Genomic DNA, 26,824 nt, shown 5'->3' with positions numbered 1-26,824 from the left:
AAAAGCACTTCAATCTAATTGAGTGCTTTTTTAATAAAACTAATTTTTAAGTATAATTTGAAAAATTAATTTTACTAATAAACTAATAACATATGTTATTAGCGAAAATATTATGGCTATGAAAAGAATATTTATTATAAATATGTTATAGCTTATTATGCTACTTAGTGATATATATTTTGTTACTCCTAATAAATTTAATAGCATAAGTACAAAAAACATACTAAAGATTCCCCTGCTAGCTCCTTTTATATCGGCCTTACTTAATGATATATGTGAAGATATACATATTGCTAAGAATAAAAAAACTATGAATCTTATATTTATGAAATTGTCTACTGTAAATATTAACTTTATTAGTGATTTAAACGTTAAAACTAAGTTAATTAAATTCATCTCATTTATACTACTAAATATAGTTATCCTAAATTCCTTGTATATATTAGGTATAAGAAAATACATTAAAATATCGATAGAAAATATTCCGCCTAAAATTGGTGCTATTCCAATAAAGAAATTTCCAATTTGCTGATATATGCTACGAGGATTATACGCATGTTTTACATATCCCAATGTTCCATCTTCATTATTAGGTTGAAAAAGCTTTATTTTGTTTACTTTATGTTTAAAAATAATCGCTACTAATGCATGACTTAGTTCATGAATAGGAACCCCTATAAATCCGGTTATATAAATACTCTTTCTTCCAATGGCTCCATAAAAGTTTTTTATAGACTTAGTCCTTAAAACCCCTAATATAAATCCTACTACAAAAATAGATCCTATAAAATACACAATTTCAATTATTGTTGTAATTATTAATCCTTTTAATAACTCCATAAACTATTTCCCTTCCAAACTTTTTGGTGAAAAATTAATAGTAAAAGAGTGAAAAAGTTAAGGATGTTTTGCTATGCAAAACTTAAACTGCAACTGGTGCAAAGCACCTTTATACAAAAATCCCTTAAGGATTTTTCACCTTCATTTTTTCACTCTTTCACTTTTTCACTAGTAATATTTTGCTTCGCAAAATTTTATTATTAAATTAGTTCTTTTCTCAATCTTCTAGGTAAGAATCTAAATATTCTTGGTGAAATTAAATCTAGATCCTTCTTTCTTATTCCACCAAAGTAAACCATTGTATATAGATATACTACTCCTCCTATACCGATTAAAACTAATGTTGCTATTGCAATAATTACTCTTCCCCCGCCAAGCATATCTGCCAATTTAATGACTGGAAATTTTACTAGAAATATTACAATTGCCATTAATACAGAGCATATTGTTGGTACTATCGCTTGTCTTACTATAGGTATTTTGACTTTAAAAAATCTTTCTATCTTTCTATGATTTATTACCGCTGGAATAATAAATGATACAAAAGTTGCTACTACCGCGCCCATTATATTTATTCTTGGAATTGGAATTAAAATAAGGTTTATAACTATTTTGACTATTAATCCTGCACTTGCAGATACTATTATTAAATATAATTTATTTATTCCTTGAAGAATAACATTTTGTATTGTTGTTATTGACATAAATATAAGCAAAGATGATCCATACATAAGTAATGTATATCCTGTAGATGTGTTATTAAATAGGAATTTATATATCTCTTTACTTAATATAGCTAATCCCAATGTAGCTGGCATTATTATTATGTATGTTATTCTAAATGCATAGCTTGTTTGTTGCTTTAATTCCCTTTTATTCTTATGCACAAAAGCCTGTATTACTTTTGGAAATATAGATGTACCCAATGCTGTTACTATAGCTAATGGTACATAAACTAGAGTTTTATAATATGATAAAACTGCTCTTAAATCATTAACCTCTACTTTATTAAAGCCTGCTGAACTTAATCCTCTTCCTAGAGTCATAGTATCTATTACTCCAGCAAAGTTTTGTACACCTGCAACTAACGTTATAGGAAGTGCATACATAAATAATTTTTTAACTATCCTTTTATCTGACACCCTTCTTCTAGTTGGATCATGATTTTTTTCTGCTTCTTCTTTATAATTCCTCTTTTCATATATGTATATTATATATATTATTGCAACTACTGCTCCTAAAGATGTACCTACTGTTCCCCCTGCGCTCCCCCACTCATCATTACTTGTTATAGCAATTAATATACCTGCAAATACTAAACTAAGTATAACATTTATTAATTGTTCTATAATTTGAGATATAGCTAGTGCTTCCATTTCTTCAACTGCTTGCATATATCCTCTATAAGCTGCTAAAATAGCAGCAAAAATTATTGCAGGAGCTAAAAATACAAAAGTTAAAGCTGATTGTTCAGCGCTAATTAGCTTTGAAAGAGGAAAGGCTAATATCATAAATACTCCAGCAATTACTATACTTATAATAGCTAAATACTTTATAGATAGTTTCATAGCTCTTAAGGCATCCTTATGATTTCCCATTGCTCTAAGTTCTGTAACAACCTTTGTAACTGCAGGTTGTGCTCCTAAACTAGTTACCGCAATTAAAAATACAAATATATCATATCCAGCAGTATATATTCCATATCCTGTTTCGCCTAGAACAGCTGTTAATAAAGGAACATATATTGCTGATAATAACTTACCAGCAATACCTGCTATTGATAATATTAAAAAACCACGTCCTACTGACTTTTGTTCCATACCCAATCACCTTTTACTATATTGTGAATTTAAACACATCATTTTTAATTTTCTTAAATACTGGTGGTAAGCTTTCTGTTATAGTTTTATTATTTAAATATTCTAGTTTATCTGGTGTGTTTCTAAAAATCAATTTATATGCATATAAGAATTGGCAATCAAGTCCGAATTTATTTGCAAAAAATGAATTTAATTTTCTATCTCCATATTTATTATCACCAATTATAGGAGCCCCTAAATGTGATAAATGCGCTCTTATTTGATGACTTCTTCCTGTTATTAAATCTATTTCTAAAAGTGAATATGCACCGTTAGTTCTTATTGTCTTCACTTCCATGGCTATTTCTTTTGAATCATTTACTTTTTCGTCATATATCTTTGATATATTAGCCTCTTCATTTTTATGTATATATCCTTTATATAATCCGTCTTTTATTTTACCTTTAACTAAAGCATTATAATATTTTTCTACTTTTCCTTCTCTTATCATTTCATTCATTGTTCTTAATGCTTCAAAGTTCTTTCCAAATATAACAATACCTGAAGTATTTCTATCTAATCTATTACATGGTGCAGGAGTAAATGTTATTTCATTTTCTGGTAAGTAATCACCTTTCTCATTTAAGTATGATAATACATAATCAGTTAAACTTGCCTCTTTTCCCTTTTCATCAGGATGAACTAAAATATTAGGCCATTTTTCTACTATTAATATATTAGAATCTTCATAAGTAATTTTCATTCCACTAGCGTTAACTTTAATAAATTTCTCTTTTGGGTCTTCTTTAGTACTTTGTATATATTTTATTTCTATTACATCATTTATTTGCAGCGAATAATTTTCTTTTTGCTTACTTCCATTAACCCTTACATCACCTTTTCTTAGTGCTTTAAAGATTTTACTTAGTGGAACATCCTTTAACAATTTTCTTAAAAATTTATCTAATCTCTGACCTGCTTCATTTGTGCCTATTTCTATTCTCAAACTAATCACTCCTAGTTTTTTAGTATTCTAACTATATTTTCCCCATTGTTATAGATTAATATTAAATTAGCTTCTTGTCAAATATTCAAATGCCATTTGACATTGCATTGCTACACCTAAAGGTAAACAATCTTCATCTATATCAAATAAACTACTATGAGCGGGGTAAATTATATTCTTACTTTTATTTCCTGAGCCTAAGAAATAGAATACTGAAGGTCTTTCATTTGCAAAATAAGCAAAACTTTCTACTCCCATTTTAGGATTCTTTTGTAGTAAAACATTTTCTTTTCCTATAATTTTTTCAGCTCCAATTTTAAATAAGTCCACCATATAATCGTCATTATATAAATTTGGATAGGATTCTTCTATCTCTATTTCAGCAGTCGCTCTAGATGACTCACATATTCCTTTAACAATTTGATTTAATCTTTCCTTTGCAAAAGCTCTATCCTCTTTACTCATAGTTCTTATTATTCCACTTATTTGAACTTCCTCAGGTATTATATTTTGAGCTGTTCCCCCATGTATGCTTCCTACTGTTATAACTGCTGGATTTGCTGTATTAATTTCTCTACTTACTATAGTTTGCAAGGCTAATACAACATGACTTGCTATAACTACTGGATCTACTGTTGTATGTGGATAGGCTCCATGTCCTCCTGCTCCTTTAATTGTTATTGTAAATGGATTAGATGCTGCATTAACTACTCCATGTTTTAACATTATAGTTCCGCACTCCAATGTTTCTTCTACATGAAGCCCACATACACAATCTACTCTTGGATTTTCAAGAACACCTTCACTTATCATGAACCTTGCTCCACCTATAGTTTCTTCTGCTGGTTCAAATAATAATTTTATATTTCCAGAAAATAAATGCTTGTTTCTATTTAAAATCTTAGCAGCTCCAAGTAATATAGTTGTATGTGCATCATGCCCACATGCATGCATTTTTCCTTTAACTTTCGATGAATAATCACATACCTTTTTATCTAATATTGGTAATCCATCTATGTCCCCTCTTAAGGCTATTGTTTTTTCAATACCTTCATCATTTTGTTTAGTTCCTCTTATTATTCCACATATTCCTGTTTTAGAAACTTCTTTAAATTCTATTCTTTCATTCTTTAAAAATCTCTTAATAAATTTAGATGTTTCATACTCTTCCATTCCTAGTTCAGGATGTTCATGTAATACTCTTCTTATTTTTACTAATTCATTTTTTATGCTTATTGCTTCATTTTTAAAATTCATATTAACAGCCCCCTTTATACAATTAACAATTAACAATTAACAATTAACAATAATATTTAATTAATATTTATCATCATTAATTCTTATCCCCTAGTATCCCTTGCAAATTCATTTATTTAAATATAATTTAACTCCAAAAAACTTCGATATTATCCCCATCTTTTAACTTTTCTGTATATCCAGTTTTATTTCCGTTAAGTAATAAATTTATTATTCCTTTTGCTTCTTTTAAATCAAAATTAGCATAATTAAAGATATCCACAAATATATAGTCTTTTTGTCCACTAAGTGTTATTAATTGATTATTAAATGTTACTTTAATTTCATTATTTGGCTTATTTTCCTTTAAAGTACTTTCCTTAAATACTTCTTTAATTTCTAATGATTCTAAAATTTCAGTTTCTTTAATATTACTATATGTGATTAACTTATCCCCTTCGCTAACTGTATAATCATCTGATAGTTTTATTCTATTGCTTTCAATAATAACGTCTTCTTTTATTATATATTCTTTTATATCCTTAATTGATTTTGGGAATACTATATTTATGTCATCGTCCTCATTTATATAATATTCAAAATCTACAACAGTATTATTGGCAAATATAATTGGCTCTAAATTAATTAATTTATTATTTATATATATACCTATACTATTGAATTCTTTTATTTGTTCTGATATCTTTGCCTTGGCATCTTTACCTGAAATTGCATATTCTATTTCTATAGTATCTCCCGCCTTAACTTTTTTATCTATACTTTCTAATTTGCCATTAAGCTTTATTATTGGATTTCTTCCTTTTTCCCCAAATGCTATTCTTTTTATACCATTTAACTTATATTTTAAATTCTTACCATTTTTTCCTATTAGCATACTTGGATTTATTCCTGCTTGAATTATAACATCCATAATTGTATGCTCATGTGAATTGAACATGCTTATCGGAACTCCATTTAAAACTACATCAATGAAATCATTTTCTCCATTTTTTAATGCAGTTAATGCTATTCCAAGAACTGTTACCCCTTCTGATCCTAGGTTATTATTACTGATACATTCAACAACAGCACTTCTATCTTTTATAGCAATTCTTTGAATCGGCATATTTAAGTTTTCACTAAGCTCTTCTATCATCCAAGGAGTATGTGCCCCTCCACCTACTAGAAATAATGCACTTGGAGATTTATTTGCATTAAGTTCAATTATTTTTGCTGATATTCCTTCAGCAATTTTTTTAACTACAGGTCTTATACTTTTCATTATATTCTCTGATTTAATTGTGTTCTCTAACCCAAGTATATCTGTATATGTTATTTCATCTTTCAACTCAATATTTCTTTTTATGTATTCAGCAGTATTAAAATCGACTAAACATTCTTGCACTATTGCCTCAGTAACTTCATCACCAGCTTGTGGAACCATGCCATATGAAGATATGCTCTCTTTAGAACTTATTGCTATATCTGATGTCCCTGCTCCAATATCTACTAAGGCTATATTTAAAAGTCTTAATTTCTTAGGAACTACAGCCTCAATAGCAGCAATTGGTTCTAATGTTAAATTGCTTACTCTTAGCCCTACCTTTTTCATAACTGTATATAAAGAATCTACAACTGACCTTGGTAAAAATGTTGCTATTACTTCAACCGCTGCTTTCTCTCCTTTATGTCCTATTAAATTAGATATAATAAATCCATTTAAATAATAATTTTTAACTGAATATCCAACACAATATAGCTTTCCATCAGTAGTCTTATTTATTTCATTCTCAGCTTCTTTTAAAGCTAACATTTCTAGTTTTCTTACATCTTCTTTAGATATTTCTTCCTCAGAATCTAATTCCATTGTACCTTGTGAATTTATAGTTTTCAAAAACCTTCCCGCTGCTGCTATAGATACATTTTCTAATTTAATATCTATTTCATCTTCTATATCATCTACTATTTTTTTTACGCCCTTGGCCACTAAATTTATATCATGAATCTGTCCATCTACCATTGCTCTTTCTTCATGTTCTAAATACTTCTCACATATAACTTTAAACTTGTCATTTTCTATCAAACCTACACTACCGATAATAGATCTTGTTCCTACATCAAGTGCAAATTTAATATTCTTTAAATTTATATTATTCATTTGCTAACACCTCATAATTTAATATAATAATCATTATATTTAAAAATCATCATCCTTTTTATTATCAATTACTATGCTATCCTCTTTTTTTCTAGTTCTCTCAAATTTAATTAATGCATAATAAACTCCACTTTCTACAGCAAATGTTATAACAAAATATAGTACAACAACTACTACTATTCCTATTAAGATATAAACCAATTACAAATCCCCCTTTAATTACCATAATAAAATTATACAACTTCCCTGCATAATAGTGAACACTTAGTTCTTCATTATAATAATATTATTCTCTATTAAAACCCTTAGAGAAAAACTTTTACTCACACAATCCCCGAAATCTATTTTAATTACATCGTCATCTATTGACAATACTTTTCCATTACCATAACTTTTATGATGAATAATATCATTCATCTTTATTCCATAATCATTATTTGAATTTATACTTTTTAATCCACCTTCTAAAACGAACCTAGAAATATCCTTAAATTTCCCCTTTTGTGTTTTGGGAGAAAATATATATAAGTTATCTATGGCCCTAGTTACTGCAACGTAAAATAATCTTCTTTCTTCCTCTATATTTTCTTCCATTGATGATTTATGTGGAATTATTTCTTCTGTTGAATTAATTATAAAAACATTTTTAAATTCCATTCCCTTAACCCCATGTATTGTGCTCAAAATTACTCCATCTTGCACCTCTTTACTTTCCTCTATCTTTTCTTTTACTCTTTCTACATGAGATAATAATTCTACTATTGTTTTTAACCCATCTGCTGCCACTTTGAATTCTTCTACTATGTCTTCTAATTCTTCTATACTTTGATTATATCGTTCACCATAATCTTTTAGATAATCTATATAATTTAATTCTGAAATTATATACTGTATTGCACCAGAAAGTGAAATTTTATTAAGATAAAGTATGTCTCTTTTTAATTCATCTAATTTTTTTGCTTGATATGGTGGTGTATCCCTTTTTTCTATTAAAATATCAAAAGGTGATTTGTATTCAATAGAACTTTTTATATATTCTAAATTGGCTTTGCTTACATATCTGAAAGGCTTATTTATTATTGATAAAAAATTTTCTTTACTGTTTATATCTATTGAAAGTCTTAGGTAAGACAAAATATCCTTACATATAAAATGCTCAAAGAAGTTATATCCCTTATCTAAAAGGATAAATGGAATTCTTCTTCTGGTGAAAGTATCAATTATACTTCTAGCTTCCATATTAGTTCTATATAATATAGCATTATCACTTAGATTTTCTATTGATTTTTCTATTATATTTGCTATGTCTTCACCTTGAATTCTTTCATCATAAGGTGTTCTAAAATTTATTACCCCCACTGAATCCTTATTTGCTTTTATTAATTTATTGTTTCTACTTTTATTATTCTTGATTATTTCCTTTGATACTTCTACTATATTATTATTGCTTCTATAATTAGTAGATAAATATATTTTTTTAGCATGTTCAAAAATTTCACTAAAGCTAACCATATATTCTGGTCTTGACCCTCTAAAACTATATATACATTGATCCTCATCTCCAACTGCAAACAAAGAGTTATTTTTATTTAACATTTTTAAAAACTTAATTTGTAATTCATCACAATCTTGAAATTCATCTACTAATATATATTTAAACATTGTTTGATACTTACTTAAAATTTCTGTATTATCATTTAATAAATTTACAACTTTGATTGATAAATCATCAAAATCCCAAAGCCCATTTTTTGATTTATAATCTTCATATTTTTCTAAACACTCAATAAAAATATCTTTTGCCATTGTTGCTTTAAATTCTTCTATATTCTTAAGAGAAGTTTTGAAGAAAGATATATTATTCAAAGCTTCCTTTATTTTATCTTCACTTACTTCATCAGAATATTTATTTAAAGTAGATTTAATTATTCTATGAGCTATACCACCTTCAATTATAGAAATATTAAATCCTTCCCTTAAAAGAATCTTATAAAACAAACCATGGAATGTTCCAAAAAAAGGTGCAATTTCTCTATTAAAAATATTTTTATATCTATTTCTCATATTGTCCGCAGCAGCTCTTGTAAATGTTATTACAATTATATTACCCAATTTTACTTTTAAATCAGTTACTAAATGATTTACTCTATTAATTATAACTGTTGTTTTTCCTGAACCTGGTGCTGCAACCACTAACACATTATTTTCTTTTATATATACAGCTTCCTTTTGATAGTTATCTAAATAAATTTTCATAATTGCTCCTTTTTTATGTATTATTGTCTTTTTTATGCTATAAATATCTATATTGTAATAATTTATCTCTAGATGTACAATATATTTAATATATTTAATTTTGTGAAACAAAATAATTCATAATTAATTATTAATAATTAAAGGAGAAAAATCTCAAGATTTTTAATTGAACAAATAAGGGAGAAAAACATGGAAAACTTAATTAGATTTGATGTTACTAATGAACGTAATCTTACTATGTTAGTTGATTTTTATGAACTAACAATGGCAAATGGATACTTTAATAAAGAAATTCAAAATAAAATAGCATATTTTGATATGTATTTTAGAAGAGTTCCAGATGGCGGAGGCTATTGCATAATGGCTGGAGTTGATCAACTAATTCAATATTTAAACAATTTGAAATTCACAGAATCTGATATAGATTACTTAAGAAACAAAAATTTATTTTCAGAAGAATTTCTAAATTACTTAGAAAACTTCGAATTTAAATGTGACGTATGGGCTATTCCAGAGGGAAATTTTGTTTTTCCAAATCAACCATTAGTTATGGTTAGAGGGCCAGTTGTTCAAGCTCAATTTATAGAGACAATGATTTTACTTACAATAAATCATCAAACTCTTATTGCAACTAAAGCTAATAGAATTTGTAGAGCCGCAGCTGGTAGAACAGTCATGGAATTTGGCTCTCGTAGAGCTCAAGGGTACGATGGGGCTATTTATGGAGCTAGAGCTTCAATAATCGGTGGATGTGATTCAACAGCTTGTACTATTGCGGACAAATACTTTGATGTTCCAGCTGTTGGTACAATGGCTCATAGTTGGGTTCAATTATTTGATACAGAATATGAAGCCTTTAAAGCTTGGGCAGAGGTTTATCCTGATAATTGTTCACTTCTTGTTGATACATATAATGTTTTAAAATCAGGAATTCCTAATGCTATCAAAGTATTTAATGATGTATTAAAGCCTATGGGTAAGAGACCTAAAGGAATTAGAATTGATTCAGGTGATATAGCATATTTAACTAAAAAATGCAGAAAGCTTTTAGATGCTGCTGGTTATTCTGATTGTAAAATAATTGTGTCTAACTCATTAGATGAGCATATTATTAGAGATGTCTTAAATCAAGGTGCTTGTATAGATTCCTTTGGTGTTGGTGAAAGATTAATAACTGCAAAATCTGAACCAGTTTTTGGAGGAGTTTATAAATTAGTAGCTGTTGAAAATAATGATAAAATAGTTCCTAAGATAAAAATAAGTGAAAATACAGAAAAAATTACTAATCCAGGCTTTAAAAAGATATATAGAATTTATGATAAGGAAACTCACAATGCAATAGCCGATATTATCGCTTTAAATCATGAAATAATTGATGAATCAATGCCTCTTGAGATTTTCCATCCTATAGAAACTTGGAAAAGAAAATTAGTAACTAATTTTTATGTTAAAGATCTGATGGTTAAAATTTTTGATAAAGGTCAGCAAGTTTATGACAGTCCTTCTGTTTTAGAAATAAAAGAATTTTCTAAAAATCAAAGTACTAAAATGTGGCCTGAAATATTGAGATTTGAAAATCCACATACTTATTATGTTGATTTATCTCAAGAATTATGGACATTAAAGCAAGACTTACTGCATAAATGCATAAAATAGGAGTTGTCATAAGACAACTCCTATTAAAATTTAATAATTAATAACTTTTTCATCTGAATAATTTATATACCTATCTTGTGAATAAAATAAGTCTTCATCCACATTATCAACAAATGCTACTTTATTACTTGAAGATAAAAATTCCTTAAACGGACATGTACTATCTTCTGAATGCATAGGACATGCATTATAACAACTTATCTTTTCATTATTAGTTGACCAAAATGGACATTTGCTCATGATTCTCCCCCCAATACCCATATGTGAAAACGAAATCACAATTTTCTTATATTATATTATATATTTTTGTTAAAATAAAGCATTTCATGCCTATTTCTGTAAAATAAATATCGACTTAATTCCCTATATTTTTACTCCATTCAATAGCTTTACAATATGAATTCCATAATGACCCTTTATCAACTTTTAATTTATTACATTTTCTTGTTATATTTTCATTATCAACCATTTCATAAGCTAAAGATAATTCTAATATATTTCTAAAAATATTATCTTCTCCAAGTAGTGCTTTTTTTATTTTCATATTAACAGGTAAATTTTCTACTAAATATTCTACATCTTTTTCTATCATAAGGTGTAAATTAGAAAATAAACCTACCATAAAAGCTGATGATGCATCTTCATTACATATGGATGCTATTTCTTCACAAAATTTAGCTCTTATAATTATGTTTTTAGCATACTCTTCACTTTTACCTGATGATATTTCAACAACAGATAATATTGATAGCCATTTTCTAAGTTCTTCTCTACCTATCAATATAATAGCTTGCTTTATAGATTTTATCTCATATAAAAAATTAAAATATGATGAATTTATAAATCTTAAAAACTTATATGTTAATGCAATATCTGTCTTTATTATATATTCTACTTTATCTAAATCATAATCTTCTCTTATAAGTTCAATTAAAAGTGAAAAAATACTACTATTTTTAATAGAGATATCTTTCCCTAGAAATATAGATGGTTTACTATAATAGTAACCTTGATAATAATCATAACCTAAATCCTGTGCTTCTTTTAAATCTTCTAATGTCTCTATCTTCTCTGCTAACATTTCAATATTAAAGTTTTTGCAAACATTAGCTATTTGTTTCCTTGATTCTTTAGATGAAAGTAAAAAATCAACCTTTACTATATCTATAACATCTTTAAAATTTATAATATGTTCTTCTTCCACTACATCATCTAAAGCTATATTATATCCAACTTCCTTTAAAAACCTTAATCTATCTATTATTTCTTTAGATGGATTTACAGTTTCTAACACCTCAATTACTACCTTATCTTTTGGTAATAATGTTGCAATATTCTTCTTTATTAATTTCTCTGAAAAATTTACAAAAGCTTTTCTATTATCAGTTAAAATATCTAATCCAAAAGATGATATATTTTCTATAACTTTATATGTGGCTATTTCTTCTTCTATAGAGTCATCAAAAATATTATTTAATGAGTTTCTATATAATAATTCATAAGCTACTACTTTTTCCTCTTTATTATATATTCCTTGTCTAGCTATAAAAATATCCATTTTCTCATCCTCAATACATAATTTATAATCATTATATAATAGTTATATATAATTTAAAAGAAAATCATAAAATTTTAATTTTTATACGTCTTTATACGATAAAAAAAAGAAGGAATTACTTTTTAATGCTATAATTAATGAACATTAGAAAGTAATTACCCCTCTTTATAATTTACAATGAGTGTTATTTTTAACTACTGAAATATTTATTATTTCATTTGTGAATGCTTTTAAAAGAGCTTTTTCTAGTACCTTTTCCTGATCAAAGTTTTCTATATCTCTACATTCAGCAAATACCTTATTTATTTCACCATCAACATTTCTATATGTTAAAGTTACATATGGTTTATCATATTCAACTTTAATAATTTTTAAACCCCATGATATTTGTGCGTAATCTCCATCTGTTGTAAGGTATGTTAGTTCTCTTAACTTTTCTTTTTCCTCTGAAGGATCGCTTATTACAATTAATTCATCTCCAACTTTATATTTTGCCATTTTATTTCCTCCTTATAAATATATAATTACATTATTGTAATTATATAGATTATTATTTTTAACTATATATATATTATTACTAATTTTTGTGATATTATTATGCTATGTGTATTAATTTAAATCTTAGAGTTTGTTAATTAATTAACAACCACATTATTATATTAACATATTAAATTTATAATTACAATACTTAAAAGAAAATTTTACTACTAAATGTAAATACTATAAAATAATTAAACAACTAAATACTTTAGTAATTAATATTGATTATTCAATAGAATTAATTACTAAAAAACATACATTGACATATAATATAGAGTATTATATAATTATATAAACAATATAAAAGGATGGTGTATTATGGAGAATATAACTTCTATCTTCAGAGAAAAGAAATTAAAACTTACTCCTCAAAGATTAGCAGTTTACAAATATTTAATGAGTACAAATGAACATCCTTCTGCAGAAATTATATATAAAGCACTTCAACCTGAATACCCTACTATGAGTTTAGCTACAGTTTATAAAGCATTAAAGACTTTAGTAGAAGTTGGCTTAGTTCAAGAAATTAATGTTGGAGAAGGTAATTTTAGATATGATGCTAATTCACATGAACATGCTCATATCCAATGTATAAACTGTAGTAAGGTATCTGATTTACAAAATATATCATTTACAACTCTTAATCGTACTGCTGAGGAGTGCTCAGAATATAAGGTTCTATCAAATAGAATATTTTTTTATGGACTATGTAAAGATTGTCAATAAACAAAAAGCTAGGAATTTCATTTAATTTCTAGCTTTTTATTTATGTTGAATTAATCACTAATGAATTTCATATAATAAATTGAGGTGATTATATGTCAAAATTCATTATTATAAAGAAAAACTCTATATTATCTTATATAGTATCATTACTTATACTTTTTGTATTTATTTCATCAATTTACTTTTTCTTTACAAAAGATCGATATATTGAGGCTTTTACTCCTGTAAATTCTAAAAATAATATATCTTTTGATTTGGATGGTGATGGTGAAAAAGACGAGATAGAAGTATCTAAGGAAAATAATAGCTACATAATAAATATAAAAAGTAAGGATGAAACTTATTCATTAACTAGTAAAGATAACTTAGCATTGCTTGGAGATTCAGTTACTAAATGGCCAATAAAAATAGATGTTTTGGATATATCAAGAAATAATATTCCTGAAATTATTGTTAGATTATCTAAAGATAAAACTCCTATAAATTATATATTCTCATGGAATGGTGATAAGTTTATAAATACCTTCACATCTAATGATAATATAGTTGGAATATTAGACTCTAATAATAACAAGACTCCTAAATTATTATCTTTATCTTCTAGTAAAGGTGATGGTTCTACTAAAGGATATATTTTTTTTGAAGATAAGATAAAAGATATAACATTTTCAAAACCAAAAGTTCAAGGTCTTTCTGTTATTCAAAGCTTTATAGATATTATTGAGGCTCCATATGAATTATCAGAAGCTCCAAATATTTTCACTTCAGACATTGATAGTAATGAACTAGCAATTTTATGGGGCCTAGATAAAGATAATACTAGATATTCATTTCAAAATGGATATTTTACAGATTTTGAATGGGATAAAGATGGAAATATTTTAGGAATGAATTGGACTTTATCTTTTGAGAATACCAAAAGTGTACATGATTCTACTCCATCAAAGGAATTATTACTTTATTTAACTGTTAAATATGATGGGTATACTTCTCTCAAAATATCTTCAATAAAGAAAATATAAGTTTAAAATCAAAAGGCCGCTAATAGCGGCCTAAAAGGGGGATGGGGGGGTTTAGCTTAAACGAAGATTTCTCTACGTTTGCTATAGGAGAATACTTCTCCGGTACATTATTATTCTTTGCTTATGGTTCTTCTTTTATACATTAAAAAATATATTTATTAAACTTTACATAAAAGTATTATTTGAAATCACCCTTATTATATGCTTCTATAATTCTTTCTATAAACGCAGCCTTCTTCGGGTCAACTATACTTTTAATAGCGATTAGCATTTGTATGTTTTCATCATCATATAGTACTTCATTATCTATGCTATCTATATCATCATCAGATATGTTTAAATTATTTTCATTAGTTAAATTTGAATACTGAGGAGAGTTATTGTTAAAGTTAAAGTTCCCTAAACCTAAATTATTCATCATTCCCTGCAAAGCTCCTAAATCAAATATATTTCTATTACCGGGATTTACATTATTTTCTTGATGATTATTATTAAAATTCCCCAAATTAAAATTATTCAAATCTAAACCATCCATCTTCATAGATGAAAGCATACTTCCAATTTGACTCATATCCATATTACCACCTAACATACTCATAAGTTGAGCTGGATTTATACCAAAAGGAGCATTATTTGTTCTATTGTTAGAGTTTTCATTGACTACTCTCTCTCCTTTATGCCTACGCTTTTTCCTTGACATTTAGGTTCCTCCTATTATATTTCCTTTGATTTATTATATGTAAAAAAAGCTAATGTGTTTATAATTTAAGACATTTTTTTGGAGGGCATAGCCCTCCATCCTCTATACTAACAACAGCCTTCTCCACCAAATAGGTTTCCGAAAGAGCCTCCACATAGTAAGAATAATAAAATTATTAGATATGAGCAATTGTTATTTAAAACACCTGAACCACATGCTATTAATAAGAATATTATTGGTGTAATACAGCTATTTATTCCATTAAATGCATTTCCAGCTCCACAGCATGGTACTGGTTCACAGCAACAGCAATCATCATAGTAGTCTTTTTTGTGAGAATGTTTCTTTGACATGATTATCTCTCCTTTCTAATTTAAACTAGCAGCATCCGCCAAATAGATTTCCGTTTCCGATATTACCGGAACCAGAGCAGCCATTGCATAGGAATAGAATTACTAATAGGAATAGATAAGATGAACAGTTTCCAGTTCCATATCCGCCATATCCGTAATCGTCGCAGCAGCAATCATGTTTTCTTTCTTTTCTACAGCAACATCTATTATTTCTAGCGCCAAATCCTCCACTATAAAATAGTATTAAAAGAATCCAGATCCAGCTTCCAAATCCACAATTGTTTCCACAGTTATTGTTGAAACCTTGTATGCCTTGTGGTGGACATTGAGGTGCAATTCCATCGTTAGCACCGTATGAATTTAGACCATTTAGAATTTCATTCATTTCCATAACTTACTCCTCCTTGGGATTTTTAGTTTTTTGTTTTTATAGTATATACTATTCTCTCGAATAATAATTGCCACTGTTTTTTATTGTAATATTTTAAATTTTTAACAAATAAAAAAGAACTTAAAGCTTTAATACTTTAAGTTCTTCCTTAATTATTCTTCTTTTTCTTCAATTATAGAGCCAAAAAGATTATCTATTAACTCATCTTTCCCTTTTTTATTCACTGATGAGAAGAAATATAATTTATCTTCATTTGATAAATTCAATGTTTCTCTTATTACTTTTTCACTTTTTCTTAATTCATTATTAGACAGTTTATCACTTTTAGTTGCTATAACTACTTCATCATACCCATAAAATTTAATCCATTCATGCATTTGTATATCATCTGCTGTTGGTTTATGTCTAGAGTCAACTAAAAGTACTACTCTCTTTAACTGTTCTCTATTATTTAAGTAAGTTTCTATAGTATTACCCCAACTTGCTTTTTCAGTCTTTGAGACTTTGGCATATCCATATCCAGGCAAATCAACTAAATAAAATTTATCTCCATTTATGATAAAAAAATTAATTAACCTTGTTTTTCCAGGTGTCTGACTAACTTTAGCAAGTTTTTTTCTATTAGTTATAGCATTAATTATAGAGCTTTTACCAACATTAGAGCGTCCTACAAACGCAACCTCTGGCAATCCAGTTATCGGATATTGTTCTCTTTTAACTGCAGATATAACAAAATCTGAATTTATAATTTTAATCAATATTTTCAACTCCAATTATAGCTTTATTTAATACTTCATTGACATGATTAACTGCAATGATATTAAGCTTACTCTTCACTGTAGATGGAATCTTAATAATATCCTTCTCATTTTCCTTTGGAATTATTATAGTATCAATACCAGCTCTAAATGCTGCTATTGACTTTTCCTTTAATCCACCTATTGCAAGAACTGTACCTGTTAATGTTACCTCTCCAGTCATAGCAACATTACTTCTTACTTTTTTCTTTGTTAATGCTGATATAATAGATGTAATTATAGTTACACCAGCTGAAGGTCCATCTTTCTTTATAGCTCCTTCTGGAAAATGTATATGAATATCTGTATTTTTATAGAATTCTTCTTCAATTCCATATTTACTTGCATTAGCTCTTACAAATCCAAAGGCAATCTTAGCTGATTCTTGCATAACATCTCCTAATTGACCTGTAAGAATTAGCTTTCCAGTTCCCTTCATAATTACGGATTCAACCGGCAGTGTATCTCCACCAGCAGCTGTCCATGCCATTCCTTTTACTACACCTATTCTATCTTCTTTTTCTTTTACATCAAAAGTATAAATTTTATTTCCTAAATACTTTTCTATTCTATTAGCAGATATTGATATAGATTTTTTATTATCTCTCATCATTTCTGTAAGTACTTTTCTTATTAACTTTCCTAAGACTCTCTCTAAGCTTCTTACTCCAGCTTCTCTAGTATAAGAGTTAATAATTTCTTTTATAGCACTTTCTGATATTTTGAATTGTTCATTGGTTAACTTATGTTCCTTTAATAATTTAGGTATAAGATGATCTTTTGCTATATTATATTTTTCTTCATAAGTATATCCAGATACTTCTATGATTTCCATCCTATCTAAAAGTGGTGTTGGTATTGTATCTAGTGAATTAGCAGTTGTTATAAATAATATTTTAGATAAATCCATATCTAATTCTAAATAATGATCTCTAAATGTATTGTTTTGTTCACTATCTAAAACTTCTAGAAGTGCATCGGAAACATTACCTCTATGATCTGATCCTAATTTATCTATTTCATCTAATAAAACAAGAGGATTGTTTACCTTAGCTTCCTTTAAAACATATGCTAATCTTCCAGGTATAGCTCCAACATAGGTTTTCCTATGACCTCTTATTTCTGCTTCATCTCTTACTCCACCTAAGGACATTCTTGCATATTTTCTATTTGTTGCATTAGCTATTGATTTAGCTATTGAAGTTTTACCAACCCCTGGTGGACCAACTAAACATAATATAGGTCCCTTTAAAGTATTAGTATATTGTTTAACAGCTAAATATTCTATTATTCTTTCCTTTACTTCCTCTAAGCCATAATGCTCATCATTAAGTATTTTCTCTGCATTTTTGATATCAAAATTATCCTTTGTTGATTTACTCCAAGGTATATCAAGTATCCAGTCTAAATAATTTCTTATCACATTACTTTCAGAACCTTGCCCTGATACAGATTTTAATCTAGATAATTCACTTTCTGCTTTTTCCTTAACATGCTTTGGTAATTTAGATTTTTTTATTCTTTCTTCATACTTAGAAATTTCTTTTTTATCTTCATCATATTCTCCAATTTCCTCTTGAAGAACCTTTATTTGTTCTCTTATATAGTATTCTCTTTGAGATTTATCAACACTTTCTCTAAGCTTTTTGCCTATTTTCTTTTCTACATTTATTATATCTATTTCATTTTCTATTATAATAAGTAGTTTTTCTATTCTTTTTATACAGTCTACTTCTTGTAATATTTCTTGTTTCTTATCCTCATCTACAATTACATAAGATGCAACTACATCTATTAATTCACTGTAGTTTACTATAGTATCGAATATAGACATGATGTTGCTTTTCATATTTCCTGAAGCCTTAATATATCTACTAAAACTTTTTCTTAATGAATTAATATAAGCTTCAATATCTTCATATTCTTCATTTGAAGGTTCTTCTATTTTTTCTACAGAAACTTTGAAATAATCTTCACTATTATCTAAGCTAGTTATTCTTCCTCTGTCTAATCCTTCGACTAATACTCTAATTATGTTATTTGGTAATTTTATTATTTGTTTAACTTTACATATAGTTCCTATATCGTAAATATCATTAATTTCTGGTTCCTCTATTTCATAATCCTTTTGAGTTGCTAGGAATATATTTGTTTGATTTTCCATTGCCGCTTCAATAGCTGCTTTAGACTTTTCTCTTCCTACATCAAAATGTATTATCATATTAGGGAAAATGCTAATTCCCCTTAGAGGAATCAAAGGTAGAGTCATTAATATATCACTCATTATTCCCATCCTCCTTATATCATTATGTAACTTTTATAGTATACACATAAAATTATAATTTTTCAATCTATTTTAATTTATCAATCATTATATCATAACTTTATAACAAATAGCTAATATTTATTATCATATGCTCATTATTATCATGTATATATTATTATAATACATAATTTAAATTTATCAATGGACAATACTGTTAATAGATTTTTAACAATAAGCTTACCTAAAAAACATAATAAGTTATATAAAAAATTACATTTTATTGCTACTTCAAATAGTAAGTGAAAAAGAATCTGCTTTTTATAGCAGATTCCTTTTTATTCTTCTCCTTTTGCTGATAATACATCCATATTATTACTAACTACTATATCATCTACAACTACATCTTCTAATATAGCATTTTCTATTACTTCATTTAAAGTTTTAACAGGAATAACTTTTATTCCTTCTATATTTTTAAAGCTCTCTTTCCAGTTATCTGTAGGTATAATAACCTTTGTCGCTCCTGCTTTTTGAGCTGCATTTATTTTGGCACTAACTCCTCCAATCGGATTTACTTCCCCTAACAGACTTATTTCTCCTGTCATCGCAACTTTACTATTTACCTTAACTTTATTTATAGCGCTATATATAGCTGTCGCTATTGTTACTCCTGCTGATGGGCCATCAACCGGCATTCCTCCTGGAATATTTATATGTATATCATAATTTTCACATTCTAAGTTAAAAATATTATTTAACACTGTAAATACATTTTGTATTGATGAGTATGCAGTACTTTTCCTTTTTACTTTCCTATTATTACTACTTATTTCTTCTTCTTCAACTATCCCTGTAACTTTTAAATTGCCTATTCTATGGGTTACTTTTTTTGCAGTTACCTCTATTTCCATTAATATACCTATATTGGCTCCATGTACTGCCAATCCATTAACTACTCCAACTTGAGATTTATTTCTAATTTTTTTATCTGGAATTTGTGTATAGTTACCATTTTCTATAACCCATTGTATATCGTCTATATTTATATCATTTCTATCTTCATTTATTGCTACTCCTGATGAAAGTTGTATTAAATTTACAACATCTCTACCATTTGTACAATATTTAGAAATCAAATTTAAGCATTCTTCATCAATTTCCAATCCTATTTTATTTGCTGCATTTTTTGCTATAACTCTTATTTCTTCCTGTTCAAGAGATCTAAAGAAAATTTCTACACATCTTGATCGTATAGCTGGAACTATCTCTTCTGGACTTCTTGTTGTTGCTCCTATTAGTCTAAAATCTGCTGGAAGGCCATTATCAAATATTTCTTTAATATAATCTGGCATATTTGGATTCTCACTGCTGTAATAAGAACTGTCTAAAAATACTTTTCTATCTTCTAATACCTTAAGAAGTTTATTTAATTCTATTGGATGAAGTTCTCCTATTTCATCCATAAATAAAATTCCTCCATGGGCTTTTGTTACAGCTCCTGGTTTCGGTTGTGGTATTCCTGCTACTCCTAGAGATCCTGCTCCTTGATAAATAGGGTCATGTACTGATCCTATTAATGGATCAGCTATACCTCTTTCATCAAATCTTATTGTTGTTGCATCTATTTCTATAAACTTTGCATCCTTTTTAAATGGAGACTTTTCCATTTTTTTAGCTTCTTCCAAAACTAATCTAGCCGCTGCTGTTTTTCCAATACCTGGTGGACCATATATTATAACATGTTGAGGATTTGGGCCGCACAGTGCTGCTTTTAATGCCTTTATCCCATCTTCTTGACCAATTATTTCTTGAAATTTAGTAGGTCTACTCTTTTCTGTTAATGGTTGTGTTAATTGAATGCTTCGCATCCTATTTAATTTATCCATTTCTTTTATATTTTCTTTTTCTATAACAACCTTATTGCTACTATGACCTTTATTATTATTGACCATATAATATATAAACAGTAACATAGTTGTTATTTGCAATATTACTAAGATTTCAGTCATAAAATTTGCATTAACTTTTTAAAAGTAATGCACCCTCCCTTCTTTTAGTTATATACATATTATTAACTTAATCATAAGTTAATATTCTATAAAAAAAGGGATAATTACCATGATTTTTCTTATACATATTGTTTTTCCAATTTAATATAAAAAAGGTCATATGTAAATTTTCTTATTCCGTCGGTCCACTCCAAGTCAACGTAAACTTATATATGACCTTTTGCCAGCTGAAGGAAGAAATCATAAATAGTTATACACATCATAAACTTTTTATAATTTCCTAAAGAATAAAAAGAACATCTTACTGTTAAATATAACAATAAGATGTTCTTATATTAAGCTGTTTCTATACCTTTTCTTTTTTTGGTTTTCTTAGCCTTTAATTGAGGTCTTACCTCACCTTCAGATAACCTTATAATTTCTGGGCTTTTTTTAGATTTTATGCAGTCTTCATTTATAACAATTTTTGAAATTGTTTCATCAGAAGGAATTTCAAACATAACATCAGTCATCATTTCTTCTACTATAGACCTTAATCCTCTAGCTCCAGTTTTTCTTTCTATAGCTTCATCAGCAATTGCTTTTAATGCTTCACCAGTAAATTCTAGCTCTACATTATCTATTTCAAAAAGCTTTCTATATTGTTTAACTAAAGCATTCTTTGGCTCAGTTAATATATTAACTAAAGCATCATTATCTAATGATTCTAAAGTTACTACAACTGGCAATCTACCAACAAACTCTGGTATAAGTCCAAATTTTAATAAATCCCCTGGCATTATATCCTTAAGTAATTTACCAATATCTTTAGTATGCTTAGATGTTATATTTGCTCCAAATCCTATAGAACTTTTTTCTGTTCTCTTTTCTATTATTTTATCTACTCCATCAAATGCTCCACCACAAATAAATAAGATATTAGATGTATCTATTTGTAAGAATTCTTGATGAGGATGTTTTCTACCTCCTTGTGGCGGTACTGAGGCAGTAGTTCCTTCAAGTATCTTTAATAATGCTTGTTGAACTCCTTCTCCAGAAACATCCCTAGTAATAGATGGATTTTCAGATTTTCTAGCAATTTTATCTATTTCATCTATATATATTATTCCTTTTTCTGCCCTTTCTATGTCATAGTCAGCGTTTTGGATTAATTTTAATAGGATATTTTCTACGTCTTCCCCTACATATCCAGCTTCCGTTAGTGTAGTTGCATCTGCAATAGCAAATGGAACATTTAAAAACTTAGCTAATGTTTGTGCTAAAAGTGTTTTACCAGAACCTGTAGGACCTAATAAAAGAATATTACTCTTTTGTAGTTCTATATCATCATCCATTAAATTAGAGTTTATTCTCTTATAATGATTATAAACCGCAACAGATAATGATTTTTTAGCTTTCTCCTGACCAATTACGTATTGATCTAAATAATTTTTAATTTCATTTGGTTTAGGTACACTTGTTGTATCTAATTCTATGCTTTCTTCAAACTCATCTGCTATTATTTCAGAACATAAGTCTATACACTCATCACATATATATACGCCTGGTCCAGCTATTAATCTTTTTACTTGTTCTTGATTCTTTCCACAGAAAGAACATTTCAATTGTTTCTTATCATCGTATTTAGCCATAAATTCACCTCGCTTAGGTTAAGATAGAACTATATTTCGTTGCTACCTTTATCATTTTTAGTAATCACCTTATCCACTAACCCATAATTCATAGCTTCTTCTGCTGACATAAAATAATCTCTTTCAACATCTGCTTTGATTTTATCAAGAGGCTGATTAGTATTTTCACTTAATATTTTATTTAAAGATTCTTTTATTTTTAATATTCTCTTTGCGTGTATATCAAAGTCTGTTGCTTGACCTTTGAAACCACCTAGAGGTTGATGAATCATAATTTCACTATTTGGTAACGCAAATCTTTTTCCTTTTGCTCCAGATGAAAGTAAAAATGATCCCATTGATGCTGCCATGCCTATGCATATAGTAGATACATCTGGTTTAATATATTGCATTGTATCATAAATAGCCATTCCTGCTGTTATTGACCCTCCTGGACTATTTATGTAAATATAAATATCCTTATCAGGATCTTCACTTTCTAAAAATAGTAGTTGAGATACTACTAAATTTGAAGTATTATCATCAATTTCTCCACTTAACATAATTATTCTATCTTTTAATAATCTTGAAAAAATATCGTAAGATCTTTCTCCTCTGCTAGTTTGCTCTACAACCATAGGAACTAAACTCATTTCTTATTCCCTCCTTCTCTATTTTCTACCTTCTTTTATAATATATCCATATTAGTAAAAACTAATTATATAAAAAATTAAAAATATATGCTTTCAATTTTACTATTTCATTCAATAGGTTTATTAATTTTATAAAACTGTAATGATTTATATTATTAATTGAAATATATATATATTAAATTATATAAGATTTTATTTATTTTGTTAATGAATATTTGAAATAATTGCCAGAATTTTATTCTGGCAATTATTTTTTATATATTATTTATTATTTTCAACTAAGAATGTTATAGTTTTTGCTACTTTAACATCAGATACAAGCGCTGCTCTTTGACCATTTAATAATAAATCAACTAGCTTTTCATCTTCTTCTGCTGAATACATTTTTGCAACTTCTTTAGCTTTTTCCTTTAATTCTTCTTCTGTTACATCTATATTTTCAGCTTTTTCTATAGCTTCTAAAACTAAATCTGTCTTTACCTTAACTTCAGCATTCTCTTTCATATATTCTCTCATTTTCGCTTCATCAGTTCCAGTAAATTGGAAATATTGTTCTAGGTTTAATCCTTGATATTGAAGTCTTTGTTCTAAATTCTTTACCATTGTATCTATTTCTTTTTCTACCATAACAGCAGGAATTTCAACCTTTGCATTTTCAACAACAGCTTTTATTATTGCATCTTCATGTTCTCTTTCTTCTCTGTTCTTGTTAGTTTCTTCTAATTTCTTTGTTATGTCTTCTTTTAATTCTGCTAATGTATCAAATTCTGATACTTCATTTGCAAATTCATCATCTATTTCTGGTAATTCTTTTATTTTTATTTCTTTTACTAAAACTTCAAATCTTGCTTTTTTATTATTTAATTCTTCTCTACCATAGTTTTCAGGGAAAGTAACATTAACTTCTACTTCGTCTCCAACCTTAGATCCAACTAATTGTTCTTCAAAAGTATCTATAAATGAACCTGATCCTATTTCAAGTGAATAATCTTTTCCTTCTCCACCTTCAAATGCTACATCCTCAATAAATCCTTTAAAATCTATAACTACTGTATCTCCTGTAGCTACTTCTCCAGCTTCTTTAGTTTCAATTCTAGCATTTTTTTGTTGCATTTCTTTTAATTTTTCATTTATTGCATCTTCTGTAACTTCATAAGATGGCTTCTCTACTTTTAAACCTTTATATTCTCCTAATTCTACCTCTGGATAAACTGTAACTTCAGCAGTATATATAAAATCTTTTCCTTCTTCTGCTGTTATTACATCTACCTTTGGATAATCAACAGGAACTATATTATTTTCTTCTAATGCCTTTGAATATGATGAGTCTATTGCAAAATTAACTGCATCCTCAATTAGAACTCCTATTCCATAATATTTTTTTACTATAGCCATAGGAACTTTTCCTTTTCTGAATCCTGGCACATTGAAATTCTTAACATTTTTATTGTAAGCTCTCTTTATAGCCTCTTGAAATTCTCCAGCTTCAACCTTTACTTCAAACTTAATAACGTTTTTCTCTATTTTTTCCATTTTAGCTTCCATTGTATACTCTTCCTCCTAAAATAGTACGATTCTATCATAATTGATATAACTAGGTTATTATACCATATAATATCAAATACTTTCAAACATTTGTTTATATAAGTTGTAATAAATATTCAATTCTTAACTGAATTATTCTTGTATTGATAACATTTAAACTTTTAGTTAATTTGTTAATTCGCCATTAACATTTACATATTTAACATTGCCATCAATTACAACTTCTAATCCTTTTTCTTTTAATTCTCCAAATTTTATTTCTTTTCCTTTGGAGTTCCATAATGTCTTATGATTATTATTACTTAAATCTACAACCCATACATATTTATTTAAATCATATCCAAAGTAAGGCACATTGCTTATATATGCAACACTTGTATCACTTATAAACTTTGCCTCTACATTCCATAAGTATCCATTATATGTTTGTATAACTGAATCTTTATTAAATACTTCACCATTTGGTGCTGTATATTTATCCTTTGTTATATTAACTTCTTTTTTATCCATATTAAAAAATTTCATATTTTGCTTTTCATCTATGGTCAAAATTAAATTTTTCCCTGCATTTATAGAATAATAAATATTACTTGGTGCTTCCTTTACTCCTTTAAGCTTAATTGCTCCATTTATATCTTCATATTCTGCTTTTACTATAATATTATCATTAACTTTAAATTCTATAAGCTTTATCTCAGGTTCTTTAGGTGCTTCTTCAACCACTTGATTATCTTCATTATCTTCTAAATCGCTAATATTTTTATCTTCTTCTTTAGTAGCATCATCTTCATCAATCCACATCTGAACTTTATTTCTTAAGGTATCCATATTTATGCTACTCATAGCAATTTTCATAAATACAATTCCAATAATAATAAGTCCTAATATTGAGATAAGAGCTATTCTTCTTCTTCGTTTTCTCATTCTTCTCTCATAATCTCTGCTGAATATGCTAGGTTTTCTCACACCTAATACCTCCCCTTAATTTATAATTTATATTAAAAGCATTTACATTTATTTATAATAAAATACATTTATATGTTATTTTCTTTTACTTTTACAACCACAGGATGATTTACCATTCTTACTACTACAACAGCCACCACATTTTAAAAGTCCAAGTTCTCGCATTTCTTCTACTGATAATTTTGCTTCATTTTCAGTATAGTCTTCATAATCTGGCGTAGATTTTAGTATTTCTTCCTTTTTTAAATCTATCAATATATATCACCTCAACTTCTATTATATATATGTTTTTATTAATTATCTACCCAATTAAAATAATACAATGTTAAATAACTATAAATTTCTGAACAATTTATTAGTTCACAGTTCACAAGGCACAGTTGTTTTTATATTTGATGTAACATGGAACAGGTATACGATCAGGTACCAAGTATAAAATATATGATTACATCTACTTCAGATGAGCTTCCATAGATAGGATTTCATACTAGTTGAATTGTAAATGTGTTTAATCCCCAAAGTATTCAGTACTTACTATTTGAAACTTAGACTTTAATTGATATAAGGTAGATTTTATTTATTTTTCTATGTTTTTATTTTATAAAATTCTAATATATCCCGAAAATATCTTATTTTCGATATTTTTTTTTAAAACTATTGGATTTTTTGACAAAATATAATATAATAAATATATAAATTTTACAATTATTTTATTTATTACATATATTTTCATTATA

24 protein-coding genes are annotated in these 26,824 nt (G+C 27.4%); 3 read left to right on the top strand and 21 right to left on the bottom strand.

The genetic code is table 11. The features are described 5' to 3' along the window. Positions 1-39 precede the first annotated feature (39 nt). The 7 genes from AAT22_RS09020 to AAT22_RS08995 form a co-directional block, all read right to left on the bottom strand. Positions 40-840: a hypothetical protein gene (locus AAT22_RS09020; protein WP_047000960.1), complete on the bottom strand. Its 801-nt coding sequence runs from the start codon at positions 838-840 to the stop codon at positions 40-42. A 200-nt stretch (positions 841-1,040) separates the two neighbouring features. Further along, positions 1,041-2,660 (bottom strand): polysaccharide biosynthesis protein, encoded by a 1,620-nt coding sequence (locus AAT22_RS09015; protein WP_047000959.1) that lies wholly within the window; start codon positions 2,658-2,660, stop codon positions 1,041-1,043. A gap of 16 nt (positions 2,661-2,676) precedes the next feature. Beyond that, positions 2,677-3,645 (bottom strand): RluA family pseudouridine synthase, encoded by a 969-nt coding sequence (locus AAT22_RS09010; protein WP_047000958.1) that lies wholly within the window; start codon positions 3,643-3,645, stop codon positions 2,677-2,679. Between the two features lie 66 nt (positions 3,646-3,711). Further along, entirely contained in the window at positions 3,712-4,902 is a 1,191-nt protein-coding gene (locus AAT22_RS09005; RefSeq protein ID WP_047000957.1) for an amidohydrolase, read from the bottom strand. 127 nt (positions 4,903-5,029) lie between these two features. Beyond that, positions 5,030-7,039: a cell division FtsA domain-containing protein gene (locus tag AAT22_RS09000; RefSeq protein ID WP_047000956.1), complete on the bottom strand. Its 2,010-nt coding sequence runs from the start codon at positions 7,037-7,039 to the stop codon at positions 5,030-5,032. Positions 7,040-7,078: 39 nt separating this feature from the next. Further along, positions 7,079-7,240, bottom strand: coding sequence for a DUF6019 family protein (locus AAT22_RS19050; RefSeq protein WP_156174305.1), 162 nt, complete (start codon positions 7,238-7,240; stop codon positions 7,079-7,081). A 63-nt stretch (positions 7,241-7,303) separates the two neighbouring features. Continuing rightward, on the bottom strand, positions 7,304-9,295 hold the full coding sequence (locus AAT22_RS08995) for an ATP-dependent helicase (RefSeq protein WP_047000955.1): 1,992 nt from the start codon (positions 9,293-9,295) through the stop codon (positions 7,304-7,306). A gap of 189 nt (positions 9,296-9,484) precedes the next feature. Here AAT22_RS08995 and AAT22_RS08990 point away from each other — a divergent pair, with 189 nt between their 5' ends. Continuing rightward, complete coding sequence (locus AAT22_RS08990) at positions 9,485-10,951, top strand: nicotinate phosphoribosyltransferase (RefSeq protein ID WP_047000954.1); 1,467 nt, start codon at positions 9,485-9,487, stop codon at positions 10,949-10,951. 30 nt (positions 10,952-10,981) lie between these two features. Here AAT22_RS08990 and AAT22_RS08985 read toward each other — a convergent pair whose 3' ends face one another. The 3 genes from AAT22_RS08985 to AAT22_RS08975 form a co-directional block, all read right to left on the bottom strand. Continuing rightward, the gene (locus AAT22_RS08985) at positions 10,982-11,191 is read right to left on the bottom strand and encodes a hypothetical protein (protein WP_016206207.1); all 210 of its coding nucleotides are present in this window, start codon (positions 11,189-11,191) and stop codon (positions 10,982-10,984) included. A 115-nt stretch (positions 11,192-11,306) separates the two neighbouring features. Next, entirely contained in the window at positions 11,307-12,509 is a 1,203-nt protein-coding gene (locus AAT22_RS08980) for an HDOD domain-containing protein (protein WP_047000953.1), read from the bottom strand. Between the two features lie 165 nt (positions 12,510-12,674). Further along, on the bottom strand, positions 12,675-13,007 hold the full coding sequence (locus AAT22_RS08975) for a hypothetical protein (protein WP_016206209.1): 333 nt from the start codon (positions 13,005-13,007) through the stop codon (positions 12,675-12,677). Positions 13,008-13,367: 360 nt separating this feature from the next. On the opposite strand from AAT22_RS08975, the gene AAT22_RS08970 reads away from it, so the two are divergent. Then, a complete protein-coding gene (locus tag AAT22_RS08970) occupies positions 13,368-13,775 on the top strand; it encodes a Fur family transcriptional regulator (protein ID WP_016206210.1) in 408 nt (135 codons plus the stop codon). A gap of 92 nt (positions 13,776-13,867) precedes the next feature. Continuing rightward, on the top strand, positions 13,868-14,797 hold the full coding sequence (locus AAT22_RS08965) for a hypothetical protein (RefSeq protein ID WP_047000952.1): 930 nt from the start codon (positions 13,868-13,870) through the stop codon (positions 14,795-14,797). Between the two features lie 178 nt (positions 14,798-14,975). Here the strand turns inward: AAT22_RS08965 and AAT22_RS08960 are convergent, their stop codons facing one another. The 11 genes from AAT22_RS08960 to AAT22_RS08910 form a co-directional block, all read right to left on the bottom strand. Then, entirely contained in the window at positions 14,976-15,497 is a 522-nt protein-coding gene (locus AAT22_RS08960; RefSeq protein WP_047000951.1) for a hypothetical protein, read from the bottom strand. A gap of 107 nt (positions 15,498-15,604) precedes the next feature. Beyond that, positions 15,605-15,850: a hypothetical protein gene (locus tag AAT22_RS08955; protein WP_016206213.1), complete on the bottom strand. Its 246-nt coding sequence runs from the start codon at positions 15,848-15,850 to the stop codon at positions 15,605-15,607. Positions 15,851-15,875: 25 nt separating this feature from the next. Continuing rightward, positions 15,876-16,241, bottom strand: a complete 366-nt coding sequence (locus tag AAT22_RS08950; RefSeq protein WP_016206214.1) for a hypothetical protein — start codon at positions 16,239-16,241, stop codon at positions 15,876-15,878. A gap of 152 nt (positions 16,242-16,393) precedes the next feature. Further along, positions 16,394-16,996 (bottom strand): ribosome biogenesis GTP-binding protein YihA/YsxC, encoded by a 603-nt coding sequence (gene yihA / locus AAT22_RS08945; protein ID WP_040436484.1) that lies wholly within the window; start codon positions 16,994-16,996, stop codon positions 16,394-16,396. Beyond that, on the bottom strand, positions 16,992-19,322 hold the full coding sequence (lon, locus tag AAT22_RS08940) for an endopeptidase La (protein ID WP_047000950.1): 2,331 nt from the start codon (positions 19,320-19,322) through the stop codon (positions 16,992-16,994). The genes yihA and lon overlap by 5 nt, the downstream gene beginning before the upstream one ends. A gap of 317 nt (positions 19,323-19,639) precedes the next feature. Then, positions 19,640-21,313 carry an ATP-dependent protease LonB gene (lonB, locus tag AAT22_RS08935; RefSeq protein WP_016206217.1) on the bottom strand — a complete coding sequence of 558 codons (1,674 nt, stop codon included), beginning with the start codon at positions 21,311-21,313 and terminating at the stop codon, positions 19,640-19,642. A gap of 335 nt (positions 21,314-21,648) precedes the next feature. Then, complete coding sequence (gene clpX, locus AAT22_RS08930) at positions 21,649-22,944, bottom strand: ATP-dependent Clp protease ATP-binding subunit ClpX (RefSeq protein ID WP_016206218.1); 1,296 nt, start codon at positions 22,942-22,944, stop codon at positions 21,649-21,651. A 29-nt stretch (positions 22,945-22,973) separates the two neighbouring features. Further along, positions 22,974-23,576 carry an ATP-dependent Clp endopeptidase proteolytic subunit ClpP gene (gene clpP / locus AAT22_RS08925; RefSeq protein ID WP_016206219.1) on the bottom strand — a complete coding sequence of 201 codons (603 nt, stop codon included), beginning with the start codon at positions 23,574-23,576 and terminating at the stop codon, positions 22,974-22,976. Positions 23,577-23,837: 261 nt separating this feature from the next. Then, complete coding sequence (tig, locus tag AAT22_RS08920; RefSeq protein ID WP_016206220.1) at positions 23,838-25,121, bottom strand: trigger factor; 1,284 nt, start codon at positions 25,119-25,121, stop codon at positions 23,838-23,840. 165 nt (positions 25,122-25,286) lie between these two features. Continuing rightward, the gene (locus tag AAT22_RS08915) at positions 25,287-26,087 is read right to left on the bottom strand and encodes a hypothetical protein (protein WP_047000949.1); all 801 of its coding nucleotides are present in this window, start codon (positions 26,085-26,087) and stop codon (positions 25,287-25,289) included. Between the two features lie 75 nt (positions 26,088-26,162). Next, positions 26,163-26,342, bottom strand: coding sequence for a hypothetical protein (locus AAT22_RS08910; RefSeq protein ID WP_016206222.1), 180 nt, complete (start codon positions 26,340-26,342; stop codon positions 26,163-26,165). Positions 26,343-26,824: the final 482 nt, after the last annotated feature.

It is taken from the genome of Clostridium sp. C8, assembly GCF_001010885.1.
Classification (GTDB): domain Bacteria; phylum Bacillota; class Clostridia; order Clostridiales; family Clostridiaceae; genus Clostridium; species Clostridium sartagoforme.
Note: the sequence above shows the minus strand (reverse complement) of the source record. Positions and strands in the feature narration are given on the sequence as shown.